The organism is Rhizobium binxianense (assembly GCF_028994275.1).
In the GTDB taxonomy this organism is placed as follows: domain Bacteria; phylum Pseudomonadota; class Alphaproteobacteria; order Rhizobiales; family Rhizobiaceae; genus Rhizobium; species Rhizobium binxianense.
Genome location: NZ_CP118713.1, coordinates 3,641,454 through 3,654,523, shown reverse-complemented (window position 1 = coordinate 3,654,523; position 13,070 = coordinate 3,641,454). Strand labels below are relative to the sequence as shown.

11 protein-coding genes and 1 pseudogene are annotated in these 13,070 nt (G+C 62.1%); 9 read left to right on the top strand and 3 right to left on the bottom strand.

What is annotated here, in order from left to right; all coding sequences use genetic code 11:
• Window positions 1-84: 84 nt before the first annotated feature.
• Together PO860_RS17920 and PO860_RS17915 are read left to right on the top strand one after the other, a co-directional pair.
• Window positions 85-1,110 carry a LacI family DNA-binding transcriptional regulator gene (locus PO860_RS17920; RefSeq protein WP_183609405.1) on the top strand — a complete coding sequence of 342 codons (1,026 nt, stop codon included), beginning with the start codon at window positions 85-87 and terminating at the stop codon, window positions 1,108-1,110.
• 70 nt (window positions 1,111-1,180) lie between these two features.
• The gene (locus PO860_RS17915) at window positions 1,181-2,398 is read left to right on the top strand and encodes an adenylate/guanylate cyclase domain-containing protein (RefSeq protein WP_273885707.1); all 1,218 of its coding nucleotides are present in this window, start codon (window positions 1,181-1,183) and stop codon (window positions 2,396-2,398) included.
• A gap of 22 nt (window positions 2,399-2,420) precedes the next feature.
• On the opposite strand, the gene PO860_RS17910 is transcribed toward PO860_RS17915, so the two are convergent.
• The 3 genes from PO860_RS17910 to dgoD all read right to left on the bottom strand — a co-directional run bounded on the left by PO860_RS17910 (window position 2,421) and on the right by dgoD (window position 4,922).
• Window positions 2,421-3,200, bottom strand: coding sequence for an SDR family oxidoreductase (locus tag PO860_RS17910; RefSeq protein ID WP_273885725.1), 780 nt, complete (start codon window positions 3,198-3,200; stop codon window positions 2,421-2,423).
• Between the two features lie 81 nt (window positions 3,201-3,281).
• On the bottom strand, window positions 3,282-3,677 hold the full coding sequence (locus PO860_RS17905; protein WP_273885708.1) for a DoxX family protein: 396 nt from the start codon (window positions 3,675-3,677) through the stop codon (window positions 3,282-3,284).
• A gap of 96 nt (window positions 3,678-3,773) precedes the next feature.
• The gene (gene dgoD / locus PO860_RS17900) at window positions 3,774-4,922 is read right to left on the bottom strand and encodes a galactonate dehydratase (protein ID WP_183609407.1); all 1,149 of its coding nucleotides are present in this window, start codon (window positions 4,920-4,922) and stop codon (window positions 3,774-3,776) included.
• 209 nt (window positions 4,923-5,131) lie between these two features.
• Between dgoD and araH the strand changes: the two are divergent.
• From araH to PO860_RS17865, 7 genes and pseudogenes are all read left to right on the top strand, one after another.
• Window positions 5,132-5,421: pseudogene (gene araH, locus PO860_RS17895) on the top strand (L-arabinose ABC transporter permease AraH); the annotation flags it as partial.
• On the top strand, window positions 5,418-6,308 hold the full coding sequence (locus tag PO860_RS17890) for an aldose 1-epimerase (protein ID WP_272784863.1): 891 nt from the start codon (window positions 5,418-5,420) through the stop codon (window positions 6,306-6,308). The pseudogene araH and the gene PO860_RS17890, both read left to right, overlap by 4 nt.
• Window positions 6,309-7,088, top strand: coding sequence for an SDR family oxidoreductase (locus PO860_RS17885; RefSeq protein WP_183609409.1), 780 nt, complete (start codon window positions 6,309-6,311; stop codon window positions 7,086-7,088). It begins immediately after the preceding gene.
• Between the two features lie 134 nt (window positions 7,089-7,222).
• Complete coding sequence (locus tag PO860_RS17880; protein WP_183609410.1) at window positions 7,223-7,654, top strand: OsmC family protein; 432 nt, start codon at window positions 7,223-7,225, stop codon at window positions 7,652-7,654.
• A gap of 226 nt (window positions 7,655-7,880) precedes the next feature.
• Complete coding sequence (locus PO860_RS17875; RefSeq protein ID WP_183609411.1) at window positions 7,881-8,489, top strand: TetR/AcrR family transcriptional regulator; 609 nt, start codon at window positions 7,881-7,883, stop codon at window positions 8,487-8,489.
• 50 nt (window positions 8,490-8,539) lie between these two features.
• Window positions 8,540-9,673, top strand: a complete 1,134-nt coding sequence (locus PO860_RS17870; RefSeq protein WP_183609412.1) for an efflux RND transporter periplasmic adaptor subunit — start codon at window positions 8,540-8,542, stop codon at window positions 9,671-9,673.
• A 27-nt stretch (window positions 9,674-9,700) separates the two neighbouring features.
• The gene (locus PO860_RS17865; protein WP_273885709.1) at window positions 9,701-12,847 is read left to right on the top strand and encodes an efflux RND transporter permease subunit; all 3,147 of its coding nucleotides are present in this window, start codon (window positions 9,701-9,703) and stop codon (window positions 12,845-12,847) included.
• The last annotated feature ends 223 nt before the right edge of the window (window positions 12,848-13,070 follow it).

Here is a 13,070-nt window from a genome sequence, read left to right as displayed (position 1 = left end):
CCTCATTCCGATGGAGGCACTATACGCCGCGATGCCGAGTGATATAGATCAGGAAACCATCAAAAAACCATCAGCTCGAGCCCCATGGCACATCTCTTTCTCGTCAAGGACATCGCCTTCCAGGCGGGGCTCAGCACCGCGACCGTCGACCGGGTGCTGAACGGCAGGCCGGGCGTGCGCCGGCAAACCGAGATGCGGGTGAAGGCGGCAATCGCGGAGCTGGAGAAGCAGCAGGCGGGGGCGATGGGCAGCGGGCGGGTGCTGGCGATCGATATCGTCATGGAGACGCCACAGCGTTTCAGCGACGCGGTGCGCGCCGCCTTCGAGGCTGAGATGGCGACCTTCCTGCCCGGGATCTTCCGCTGCCGGTTTCATTTCGCCGAGGTGATGAAGCCGGCCGAACTGGTGCAGCTTCTCGATCGCATCCGGCTGCGCGGCACGCACGGCATCGTGCTCAAGGCGCCTGACGTTGCCGAGGTGGCGGCGGCGGTTGCGCGGGCGGATGCGGCCGGCATTCCCGTGGTGACGCTGGTGACCGACCTGCCGAATTCGGCGCGCATCGCCTATGCCGGCGCCGACAACCGGGCGGCCGGAGAGACCGCCGCCTATCTGATCGGCGAATTCCTTGGGGACCATGGCGGCAAGGTGCTGGTGACGTTGTCGAGCGGCCGGTTCCGCGGCGAGGAGGAGCGCGAAATCGGCTTTCGCCGCAGCATTCGCGCTCAGTATCCCAACATCGGCATCACCGAAATCAGCGAGGGGCACGGCACGGATGCCGCGACGGGAACGCTTGCGTCGGCAGCGCTTGCCGCCGATCCGGCCATCAACGCGGTCTATTCGATCGGCGGCGGCAACCGGGCGGTGCTTGCGGCCTTCGATGCGGCCAAACGTGCCGTCGGCGTCTTCGTCGCCCATGATCTCGATGCAGATAATCGTGCCCTGCTTGCGGCGCGCCGGATCGGCTTCGTGCTGCATCACGATCTCAGAACCGATGCGCGCTCGGCCTTCCGGGCGATCATGAGCCGGGCACAAGCATCGGGGCGGGCGGTGCCGGCCTCGCTTTCCTCAGTCGAAGTCATCACGCCCTACAATATGCCCGCGAGCGATTGAGCCAATTGACTTTCCTTCCGGGCCGAATTCGGGCTACTGCTCAGACTAAGCACGAGTGAAGGTGAGCGCCATGGATTACAGCGACGTCAGCACGATTGCAGCCTGGGTGACCGAGCAGGGACTGAAAGGTGTTTCCGAAGCCGAGCTCATGACCGGTTTCTGCGCGGCCTGCCGCAATGCCGGCCTGCCGCTCGACCGCGGTCTGGCGCTGATGGATACGCTGCATCCGGTGCACGAGGGTCGTGCCTTCCGCTGGGACAGCGTAGAGGAGATCCAGACGGAGTTCGAATATGGTTCGACGAGCTCTGGGGAGGCGGCGTCGAACTGGCAGCGTTCGGCCTTCTATTATCTTTGGTCTAAGGATGAACGGGAGATACGCCGACGCCTCGGCTTTGGCGATCCGATCGATTTCAGCCTGCTCGATACGATCGCTGAAGCCGGTCATACCGATTTCGTGGCGATGATGCATCGTTTCAGCGAGGCTGGCACGATCGGTGAAATGGATTGCTTCTTCTCGCATTTCGCGACGAAACATCCCGAGGGCTTTTCCGATCACGACCTTGCCATCCTGCGCAAGCTGGTGCCAGTGCTGGGGCTGGCGATCAAATGCACCGCGCTTGGGCGTATTGCCCGCACCATCGCCGAGGTCTATCTCGGCGAGGACGCCGCGCGGCAGGTGATGGAAGGCAAGATCAGCCGCGGCAAGTCGGAGCGGATTTCCGCGGCACTCTGGTTTTCCGATCTGCTGAATTACACCAAGATCTCCGACAGCGTGCCGCCGGAGGAGATCATCCCGCTGCTCAACGACTACAGCGAGGCTGTGATCACGGCGATCCACGCATCCGGCGGCAACGTGCTGAAGCTGATCGGCGACGGCGTGCTGGCGATCTTCAAGGGCGAGGTTCCGGCGGAGGCGTGTTCCGCGGCGCTACGCGCCGAATCCCTTCTGCGGGAAAAGCTCCGCACGTTGAACGGTGAACGCCGGGCCGCCGGCCGGGCCGTGACCGACGTCTATATCGGCCTGCATATCGGCGACGTCTTCTACGGCAATATCGGCAGCCAAGACCGGCTGGACTTCACCGTCATTGGCCCTGCCGTCAACGAGGTCAGCCGCATCGCCTCGATCTGCCGCTCGGTCGATCTCAACGTTTTGATGTCCTCCGATTTCGCCTCGGCGATCCCGGAGGAGGAGCGCGCGACACTCGCCTGCATCGGGCGCTACGCATTGCGCGGCGTGCAGCGCGCCCAGCAGCTTTACACGCTGGAAAGCGCCCGGCTGAACGGCTGAACGTAGCAGAATCAGGGAAGGGCTATCGCAGCAGACCCTGGCCGCCGTCGATCCAGATCGGCGTACCGGTGATGTGTCGGGCGCGCTCGGAGGCGAGGAACAGGATGGTTTCGGCGACATCCTCGCTCTTGCCTGCCCTGCCGCCGGCGATCGGGATATCTCCTTCAGGCCAGATGACCGGAACCTCCGTCTCCTCGCGGTGGCGGCTGTTGGTATTCTCGCCGATATTGGTGTCGATCTCGCCGGGGCAGACGGCATTGACGCGGATGCCATGGCGCCCGAGTTCGAGGGCGAGTTGCTGGACCATGGCGACCTGGCCGGCTTTGGTTGCCGTGTAGGCGGTGGCGCCCGGCGTGGTGAAGGTACGGGTGCCGTTGATGGACGAGACGACGACGATCGAACCGCCGCGGCGCTTCAGATGCGGAACCGTCAGATGCAGGGTCAGATAGGTGCCGCGCAGATTGACGGCGATGGTCTTGTCCCATTCATCCGGTTTCAAATCGTCGATCGGCGCCCAGACGCCGTTGATCCCGGCATTGGCGACAACGATGTCGAGGCCGTCGAAACTGTTGATCAGCTGCGTCACCGCGCTACGCATTTGCGCTTCATCGCTGGTATCGGCGACCAGCGCGAGGGACTGGCCGCCGGCGGCCTTGATCTCGGTGCAGGTTTTCTCGACCTCTTCGGCGGTGCGGCTCAATACCGCTACCCTTGCTCCCTCGGCGGCGAGCCGCAATGCAGCCGCTTTGCCGATGCCGAAACCAGCGCCTGTGACCAATGCGATCTTTCCCTTCAGCTCCATGAGCGGGCTCTCCTTGCCGTTTGCCGGTAGGCCAATGTTCGGCATGGCTGTTGGTTCCGCAACGGGAGCGGGTCGTTTGATCTATCTGAGGAGGCTGTGCCTCAACGCCCATTTCTCCGGCCCGTGAACCGCGGCAAAGAGCAGGCCGGCGAGGAAGGTGAAGTGATCGACGAAGAAGCCGAACTCGGCTTGGTTCTGTTGCCAATGGGATGGGCCGTGGAAGGCAAAAGCCAGGAAGATCACATAGGTGCCTGCAAGCAGGCTGGCCTCCGTGAAGAAGGCCCCCGATATGAAGGCGAGCGCCAGTGCGATCTCGAAGAAGGCGGCAACCCAGGCCAGGAATGTCGCCATCGGAAAGCCGGCGGCGGTAATGTAGCCCACTGTTGCGCCGATATCGGCGAATTTGAAGCCGGCGGCCATGAAGAAGATGAAACTGAAGATGATGCGGGCGACGATGATTGCGATAGCTCTGGCCATCATGAAATCTCCTCTTTGAGCTTCCATTATGACGCAAGAGATACGCGATATCCTACAGGGCCAATGAAAAAGGGCCGCTTGCGCGGCCCTCCACTCCTACCATTCGGCGAAGCTGCCGTCGGCGTGCCGCCAGATCGGGTTGCGCCAGCGATGGCCCTCCTTGGCGCGTTCGATGACATAGGCTTCGTCGACCTCGATGCCGAGGCCGGGCCCTTGAGGGATCGAGACGAAACCATCGGCATAATGGAACACCTCCTTGTTGGCGATGTAGTCGAGAATGTCGTTGCCCTTGTTATAATGGATGCCGAGGCTCTGTTCCTGGATGAAGGCGTTGTAGCTGACGGCGTCGACCTGCAGGCAGGCGGCGAGCGCAATCGGGCCGAGCGGGCAATGCGGCGCCAGTGCCACGTCGTAAGCTTCGGCCATCGCCGCGATCTTGCGGCATTCGGTGATGCCGCCGGCATGGGATAGGTCGGGCTGGATGATGTCGACATAGCCGTCGGACAGAACCTGCTTGAAGTCCCAGCGCGAAAACAGCCTTTCGCCGAGCGCGATCGGTGTCGAGGTATGGTTGACGATATCGCGCAGCGCTTCCTTGTTTTCCGAAAGCACCGGCTCCTCGATGAACATCAGCTTGTAGGGGTCGAGCTCCTTGGCGAGAACCTTGGCCATCGGCTTGTGCACACGGCCGTGGAAATCGACGCCGATGCCGATATGCGGGCCGATCGCCTCGCGGATGGCGGCGATAGTCTCGACCGCCTTCTCCACCTTCTCGTTGGTGTCGACGATCTGCATCTCCTCGCAGCCATTGAGCTTGATCGCCTTGAAACCGCGGGCAACCACCTCCCTGGCATTGTTGGCGACATCCGAGGGGCGGTCGCCGCCGATCCAGGAATAGACCTTGATGCGATCACGGAGCTGGCCGCCGAGCAGCGAATGGATCGGCTGGCCGAGCGCCTTGCCCTTGATGTCCCATAGCGCCTGGTCAATGCCCGAGATCGCGCTCATATGGACGGCGCCGCCGCGATAGAAGCCGCCGCGATACATCACGGTCCAGTGGTCCTCGATCAGGAAGGGATCCTTGCCGATCAGATAGTCTTCCAGCTCATGGACGGCGGCCTGAACAGTGAGCGCGCGGCCTTCAACGACCGGTTCGCCCCAGCCGACGATGCCCTCGTCGGTCTCGACCTTCAAGAACAGCCAGCGCGGCGGAACGATATAGGTGGTGAGTTTGGTGATCTTCATCGCTGTCTTTCAGTCTCTTCCCGAGTTTGCGATCGGCGGCATGTCCGCAGTATTATGGTGATCCGTCATTTCGTTCTGCCGATTGCCTTTTAGGCCTCGTCCTGTCGCTCGATCGTTTTTCAACTCACCTCTCCGCTTTAACTCCGGCGCGAAGCAATCGAACCTCATTATCCGAATTCGATCCGTTTTGCGACGCTTCCTCCCGGCGCCTCGGCAATAATCCTATCAACGTCGTCAACTGCGGATCTGGATCTTTGGGCTGCAGGACCTTGAATTCTCGGTGATCTCGGCCTGCGTCCTCGGCGGTGTCTCGCTGGCCGGCGGCCGAGCTGTCATGAGCGGCGTCATCGTCGGGGTGCTGATCATGGGTATTGCCGAAAACGTTATGAATCCGGCGAATATCCAGGCATTCTACCAGTATGTCGTGCGCGGGCTGATCCTGCTGATCGCGGTGCTGCTCGACAATTTGAGGTCTTCGGCTGCGGGACGGCGTGGATGAGTGAAGGACAAAGCGGGAGCGACATCGAACTCAGGCACGGTGATCTTTCCGTCCGGGTCAGCCGTCGGGGTGCAGCGGTTACCGCCGCGACGTATCGAACGATACCCTTTCTCGTCGCCGCCGGCGGGCCGGATGGTGCGATGGCGAATTTTGCGATGGTGCCGTTCGGCAACCGCGTGGAAGGCAACGCCATGTCCTATGCCGGACGCGACTATGCCTTCCAGCCGAACACGTCCGATCCGCTCTATCGGCACGGCGACGGCTGGCTCAACCTCTGGCAGCTTGAAGACTCCAGCGTGGAGCATGCGCAGTTCTCCTTTTCCCGGAGCGCCGACAAGGTTTCACCCTATGCCTATCGGACCCGGCAGGAGATCCGTCTCGCCGGCGATGCGCTGGTGCTGACCCTGTCGGTGGAAAACCGCGGCGAAACCGCTCTTCCCTTCGGGCTCGGTCAGCATCCCTTCTTTGCGCGGACGCCAAAGACGCGACTGACGATAGCGGCCGATCGCTACTGGAACGAGCGGCCCGATCATCTTCCCGATATGCCCGGCCCCGTGCCTGATGATGTCGATTTCAAGTCCGGCAAGCTGTTACCGCAGAAATGGATGAACAATGCCTTCGAGGGCTGGAATGGGCGGGCTGTTATCGCCTGGCCGGAGCTTGGAATTCGGGCGGCGCTGAAAGCCGATGGGGCACTCGACCGCTTCATGCTCTATATGCCGACCAACCGGAGCGACTTCTTCTGTCTCGAGCCGATGAGCCATCTGCCGAACGGCCACCACCTGCCCGATTTCGGTGGGCTCAGGCCGCTTGCGCCGGGGGAGGCCCTTGCCGGCACGGTGACGATGCTGATGTCGGCGCTGCCGGTTCAATCGGAGGTGAGATAGATGGGCAGCCGCCTGCAGGGCAAGAACATCCTGATCACAGGTGCCGCGCAGGGTATCGGTCTTGCGATCGCAAAGGCTTTCATGCGGGAGGATGCCGCCGTCTTTCTCGTGGATCGCGACGCCGCGCTGCTGGCGAAAACGGCGAAAGAGCTTGAGAGCAGCGGCGGCCGGCTTGGTTATCTGCCGGCCGATATTACCGATGCCGGAACGATCACGACGTTGGTGGCCCAGGCGAATGAAGAGATCGGACAGCTGAACGCGCTGGTCAACAATGCGGGGGTGAATGTTTTCGCCGAGCCGCTCGAGACGACGGACGAGGAATGGAACCGCTGCTTCGAGATCAATCTCAAGGGTGCATGGAACTGCTGCAAGGCGGTGCTGCCGGGTCTGATCCGACAGGGTGGCGGCGTCATCCTCAACATCGCCTCGACGCATGCCTTCACCATCATCCCGCACACGTTTCCCTATCCGCTGGCAAAACACGCGCTGCTCGGGATGACGAAATCCCTGGGTCTCGAATATGCGGCCCGCAATATCCGGGTGAACGCGCTGGCGCCGGGCTATGTCTCGACGCAGAAGGTGATCGATTATTGGAACGGCTTCCCCGATCCGGAAGCGGCAAAGGCCGAAACGATGCGGCTGCATCCAGGCGGGCGCATCGCGACGCCGGAAGAGATCGCCATGGCGGCCGTCTTCATGATTTCGGACGAGTGCCCGTTCATGAATGCCACCTGCCTGACGATCGACGGTGGTCTTAGCGTATTGCAGCATCCAGTCTGAGGCGCTTTTTTACAAGCCTGTCGTCTTCTGAAGATAGAGCATTATATTGCTCATCGGGGGCAATCTGATCTCCCGCAGGCTTGGAGCGGCGCCCTGCCGCTTCCTGAAGACACAATCGAAAACAGGAGGATGGCATGCAGATCAATCGTACGGCTTCGGCCCATTGGACCGGTGGCCTCAAGGACGGCAAAGGCCTGATCTCGACGCAGAGCGGCGCCCTGAAAGACTATCCCTACGGCTTTGCCAGCCGCTTCGAGGGCATTCCCGGCACCAACCCGGAAGAGCTGATCGGTGCCGCTCATGCCGGCTGCTTCACCATGGCGCTGTCGTTGATCCTCGGCGAAGCCGGCTTTACGGCGGAGTACATGGAAACCTCCGCCAAGGTGACGCTTGAAAGCGTCGAGGGCGGCTTTGCCATCACCGCCATCCATCTTTCGCTCTCCGGCCGTATTCCCGGGGCCGATGAGGCGACCTTCACCGAACTCGCCAACAAGGCGAAGGCCGGCTGCCCGGTTTCCAAGGCGCTCGCCTCCGTTCCGATCACGCTCGACGTCAAGCTCGGCTGATTTCCGGCTGCCGCCGACGAGGTGCCGCGCGCGTCTCGCGTCGCGGCACTTTTCAATTGCGCTCGATCCTCATCCTCCACTTGCTCCACAAGGTCTTCCACAGCAAGCGACCGAACTCCTTACGTTCGAGCGTAGCGTTGCGCGGCGGGATTGACAAATGACGGCTGATATTTTACGACTGACGAAATTCAAAATTCGTCAGTCGTAATTCGAGGCATCGAAAGTCATGGACGAGATTGCGGAAAACACGCTCGACATCACCCGACAGGAGAATGTCACACGCATTCTCGATGCGGCCGAGCGGCTGTTTCGGCACTATGGTTACAGCAAGACGACGGTGGCCGATATCGCCCGCGATCTCGGCATGTCGCCCGCCAATATTTATCGTTTCTTCGCCTCCAAGGTGGAAATCCACCAGGCGCTCTGCGGACGCATGCTCGCCACCGCTTATCAAATTGCCTACGACATCCGCCATCAGCCGCTCAGCGCCAGCGAACGGCTGCGCCGCTATGTCGAGACCCAGCATCAATTGACGCTGGATCTGATGCTCGATGAGATGAAGGTGCATGAGATGATCATCGTTGCGATCGAGCGCGACTGGCACGTCATCGAAAAACATATCGACCGCGTCCATGATCTCATTGCCGAAATCATCGCCGAAGGCATTGCCGCCGGCGAGTTCGCCGAGCAGGACCCGGTCATTGCCTCGCGCTGCTTCGGCGCGGCGACGATCAATCTCTGCCATCCGCAAATGGTGGCGCAATGCCTTGCCAAAACCAACCGCGCAAGCGTCGACGAACTGATCGACTACGTCATCAGGGCGCTGAAGAAATAATGGACGGCAGCCGCCGTCGGACCCCCCGAAACGATCCAGGAGTGCGGAAGATGTTTTCGCTCAAGACCCTCAGCCACCGCATGCCGTCCGTCGCCAGCCTCGTGCTCGTCGGCGTCATCGGTCTTTCCGCCTGCTCGGAAGAGAAGGCTGAGGTCAAACAAGTCATCCGGCCGGTGAAGGTCGTCGAGATCGCCAAGGCCGGCGATACGCGCAAGCTCGACTATTCCGGCTCGGTCAAGGCGCGCACGGAGATGAACCTTGGCTTTCGCGTCGCGGGCAAGATCACCGAACGCCTCGTCGATATCGGCGACAAGGTGAAGCCGGGCGACGTGCTCGCTCGGATGGATGCCACCGATTACCAGCTGGCGGTCAAGACGGCGGAAGCCAATCTCGCAGCCGCTGAAAAAGGCGTCGAAACCGCCGATCTCGTCAACAAGCGCAATCAGCAGCTCTTCGACAAGAACGTTTCGCCAAAATCCCAGCTCGAGCAGGCGTCGCTCAGTTACGATCAGGCCGTTTCAAGCCGCGATGCCGCCGCCTCGGCGCTGGATCAGGCGAAGAACCAGGTGAGTTATGCGGAGCTGAAGGCCGATTACAACGGGATTGTCACGACGATCAATGCCGATGTCGGCCAGGTCGTTGCGTCGGGCACCGCAGTCGTCGCCGTTGCCGTCGACGGTGAGAAGGAAGTGCAGATCGCGGTTCCGGAAAACGACATTGCCGAATTCAAGCCGGGCAAGACAGTCAAGGCCAGCTTCTGGGCCGACGACAGGCTGGTGCTCGACGGCAAGGTGCGTGAGGTTTCCGGCAGCGCCGACCAGCAGTCGCGCACCTTTGCGGTTCGGGTGAGCCTGCCAAACGATCCGCAGGTGCTGCTCGGCATGACGGCGACGATCGAGGCCGATGTCAGAAACGGCAACAGCTATGTCTCGATTCCGCTCAGCGCACTCGCCGAGAAAGACGGCAAGCAAATGGTCTGGACCGTCGACCGCGACACGGCGACCGTGCATGGCCGCGATATCAAGGTCGCCGATTTCACCGGCGACGGCGTGCATGTAACCGAGGGCCTCGATACCGGCGATCTCGTCGTTTCCGCCGGCACGCAGTTCATGAGCGAAAATCTGAAGGTGAAGGTGCCGGACCAGCAGTCGGCCCTGGCCGCCACGGACCAAACGGTCCGTTGATCGCGCCATAGGATAGGGAACAAGACCATGGACGCCACCACCACCGAGAAGCGCCCCTTCAATCTGTCGCGCTGGGCGATCGGGCATCCGAGCATCGCCCGCTTCCTCTTCGGGCTGATCATCATCACCGGCGTGCTCGGCCTGATGCGGATGGGCCAGCGCGAGGACCCGGAATTCACCTTCCGTGTCATGGTCGTTCAGGCGATCTGGCCAGGTGCTTCCATCCAGGAAATGGAAGATCAGGTCGTCAACAAGATCGAGCGCAAGCTGCAGGAAACGCCGCATATCGACTGGGTCAAGTCCTATACGCGGGCGGGCAGCGCGATCATCACCCTGCAGGTCAAGGGCGACACGAATTCGAAGGATGTGGCTGATGCTTTCTACCAGGTGCGCAAGAAGGTCGGCGACATCTCCAGCGAGCTGCCGCAGGGCCTGCTCGGCCCCTATTTCAACGACGAGTTCGGCGACACGTTCATCACGCTGCATTCGATCAGCGGCGACGGCTATTCCTATCCGGAGCTGAAGAAATTCGCGATCCAGGCGCGCGACATGCTGCTGACGACGCCCGGCGTCGAGAAGGCCGTCATCATCGGCGACCAGCCTGAGAAGATCTATATCGACGTCTCGTCCAAGGCGCTCGCCGAACGCGGCCTGACGATCCTCGATCTGCAGAACGCCATCAAGGGCCAGAACAATGTCGATGCGGCGGGCTCCGTCGATACCGGCCTGCGTTCGGTGCGCATCTCCGTCGAAGGCGACGTGAAGAAGGCGGTCGATATCCGCGAGCTGCGCCTGCGCGCCGGCGGCCAGGTGACGCGGCTCGGCGATATCGCCACCGTCAGTTCCGGGCTCGAAGATCCCTATCAGCGCAAATACCGCTTCAACGGCCACGACAGCGTCCAGGTCGGCGTTGTCATGGCCAAGGGCTTCAACGTCACCGATGTCGGCAAGGGTGTGGAGGCGACCTATCAGCGCTTCGAGGAGGCGCTGCCTTACGGCGTTGCCGTCGATCAGATCGCCAACCAGCCCGACGTGGTGACGGATGCGGTCAGCGAATTCATGCATGCGCTCGGCGAAGCCTTGGTCATCGTGCTGGTCGTTTCGTTCCTGTCGATCGGCTGGCGCTCGGGTCTGGTCATCGCCATCGCCATTCCGCTGGTGCTCGCCGCCACCTTCGCACTGATGTACGAACTCGGCATCGACCTGCAGCGCATCTCGCTCGGGGCATTGATCATCGCGCTCGGCCTGCTTGTCGACGATGCGATGATCGTCGTCGAGATGATGGAGCGGAAGCTGGAGGAGGGGCTGGTCAAGATCGAGGCGGCAAGCTTCGCCTATTCCTCGACCGCCTTCCCGATGCTGACGGGCACGTTGATCACCACCGCCGGCTTCATTCCGGTCGGCTTTGCCGCATCGACAGCCGGCGAATATGTGCGCTCGCTGTTCTATGTCGTCGGCATCGCGCTTGTCACCTCGTGGTTCGTCGCGGTCTACTTCACGCCGTGGCTCGGTTATATGATCCTCAAGCAGCGCCATCACGCCGGCGAGCATCACGATGCCTTCGACACCGGTTTTTATCGCCGGCTGCGCGGCACGGTCGGCTGGGCGGTGCGCCACCGGGTCATCGTGCTGCTTCTGACACTCGGCACCTTCGTCACCAGCCTCTGGGCCTTCCAGTTCATTCCGCAGAATTTCTTCCCGCAATCCTCGCGGCCGGAAATCCTCGTCGATCTCTGGCTGCCCGAGGGCACCAGCATCAAGGAGGTCGAGGTCCAGGCAAAGGCGCTCGAAGCGAAGATGATGGACGACCCCGACAAGAAGTTCATCGCCACCTATATCGGTGAAGGCGCACCGCGTTTCTTCCTGCCGCTCGACCAGCAGCTGCGCAATCCGAACTTCGCCCAGCTGCTCGTCATGGCCAATGACGAACCGGCGCGCGAACGGCTGATCGTCAAGCTGCGGACGATCCTTTCCGAAGACTTCCCCGACATTCGCGGCAAGGTCGACCGCCTCTTCCTCGGCCCGCCCACAGGCTGGCCGGTGCAGATGCGTGTCATGGGACCGGACCGCGGGGAAGTCAGGGCGATTGCCGATCAGGTGAAGGCGAGCTTCCAGGCCAATCCGATGCTCGGCGCCATCCATGACGACTGGCTGGAAGAGGTGCCGGCGATGAAGCTGGTGATCGACCAGGACCGCGCCCGGGCGCTCGGCGTCACCTCGCAGCGCGTGCGCCAGATGCTGCAGACCGCCATGTCGGGTGCGGCACTCGACGATTTCCGCGACGGCGAGGAGACGGTCTCGATCGTCGCCCGCGAGCCGGATGCCAGCCGTTCGCTGCTGTCGGCGGTCAATTCCGTCTATGTGCCGACGGATTTCGGCGGCTTCGTGCCGGTCTCGCAGGTCGCCAAGGTCGTGCCTGTGATGGAGCAGGGCATCGAATGGCGGCGCAACCGCCTGCCGACGATCACCGTGCGTGCGACGCTGCCTGATGGTGTGCAGCCGAACGACGTTGTCATGAAGATGTATGCCGACATGAAGGACCTGCGCGACAGCCTGCCGGCCGGCTACAAGGTCGAGATCCAGGGCGGCGCCGAGGATGCGGCGGAAAGCCAGATGTCGATCGCCGCCAAGGCGCCGATCATGCTCGCCGTCATCATCGTGCTGCTGATGATACAGCTGCAGCACTTCGGCAAGGCGATGCTGGTGCTCGCCACCGGACCGCTCGGGATCATCGGTGCGGCTGCGGCCTTGCTGATCAGCGGCGCCCCCTTCGGCTTCGTGGCGATCCTCGGCGTCATCGCGCTGCTCGGCATCATCATGCGCAACTCGATCATCCTGGTCGATCAGATCGACCAGGATATCAAGGCCGGCATGCACCGGCAGGAGGCGATCGTCGGCGCGGCCGTGCGGCGTTTCCGGCCGATCATGCTGACGGCGCTGACCGCGGTGCTGGCGCTGATCCCGATCTCGCGCGGCGTCTTCTGGGGTCCGCTCGCCTACGCGATGATGGGCGGCATCCTGGTTGCGACCGTGCTGACCATTCTGGTTCTGCCCGCCGGTTACGCTCTTTTCTTCGGCCGGGAGCCGAAGGCGAAGGATGAGCCAGGCAGGGATGCCGACGCCATCCAGGAACAGGCGGATGACAGACATCCGCCGGCGTTGGCAGCAGAGTGAGGGCGGCGCGGCGAAAGCCGCGCCGTTTTCCTTTGCGCGGTCGCGGGCCCCCATCAAAACGCGCCGCTGCTGAACCCGCGGGGCCTGACAGTTCGCCTCTAGAGCATTTCCGTTTTTCTCCGAATCACGGAGATGCTCTATCTCTTTGTTTTAACGCAATTCCGGACGCAAAACCGCGACGCACTTTTGCTGGAATTGCTCCTCAACGGGCTGTCACCGCCGC

What these genes read in the sequence shown, in the direction of transcription:
- dgoD (WP_183609407.1), bottom strand. Translation starts at nt 4,922, where the DNA reads ATGAAGATCACCAAACTCACCACCTATATCGTTCCGCCGCGCTGGCTG.
- PO860_RS17920 (WP_183609405.1), top strand. Translation starts at nt 85, where the DNA reads ATGGCACATCTCTTTCTCGTCAAGGACATCGCCTTCCAGGCGGGGCTC.
- PO860_RS17875 (WP_183609411.1), top strand. Translation starts at nt 7,881, where the DNA reads ATGGACGAGATTGCGGAAAACACGCTCGACATCACCCGACAGGAGAAT.
- PO860_RS17870 (WP_183609412.1), top strand. Translation starts at nt 8,540, where the DNA reads ATGTTTTCGCTCAAGACCCTCAGCCACCGCATGCCGTCCGTCGCCAGC.
- PO860_RS17865 (WP_273885709.1), top strand. Translation starts at nt 9,701, where the DNA reads ATGGACGCCACCACCACCGAGAAGCGCCCCTTCAATCTGTCGCGCTGG.
- PO860_RS17890 (WP_272784863.1), top strand. Translation starts at nt 5,418, where the DNA reads ATGAGTGAAGGACAAAGCGGGAGCGACATCGAACTCAGGCACGGTGAT.
- PO860_RS17915 (WP_273885707.1), top strand. Translation starts at nt 1,181, where the DNA reads ATGGATTACAGCGACGTCAGCACGATTGCAGCCTGGGTGACCGAGCAG.
- PO860_RS17910 (WP_273885725.1), bottom strand. Translation starts at nt 3,200, where the DNA reads ATGGAGCTGAAGGGAAAGATCGCATTGGTCACAGGCGCTGGTTTCGGC.
- PO860_RS17885 (WP_183609409.1), top strand. Translation starts at nt 6,309, where the DNA reads ATGGGCAGCCGCCTGCAGGGCAAGAACATCCTGATCACAGGTGCCGCG.
- PO860_RS17880 (WP_183609410.1), top strand. Translation starts at nt 7,223, where the DNA reads ATGCAGATCAATCGTACGGCTTCGGCCCATTGGACCGGTGGCCTCAAG.
- PO860_RS17905 (WP_273885708.1), bottom strand. Translation starts at nt 3,677, where the DNA reads ATGGCCAGAGCTATCGCAATCATCGTCGCCCGCATCATCTTCAGTTTC.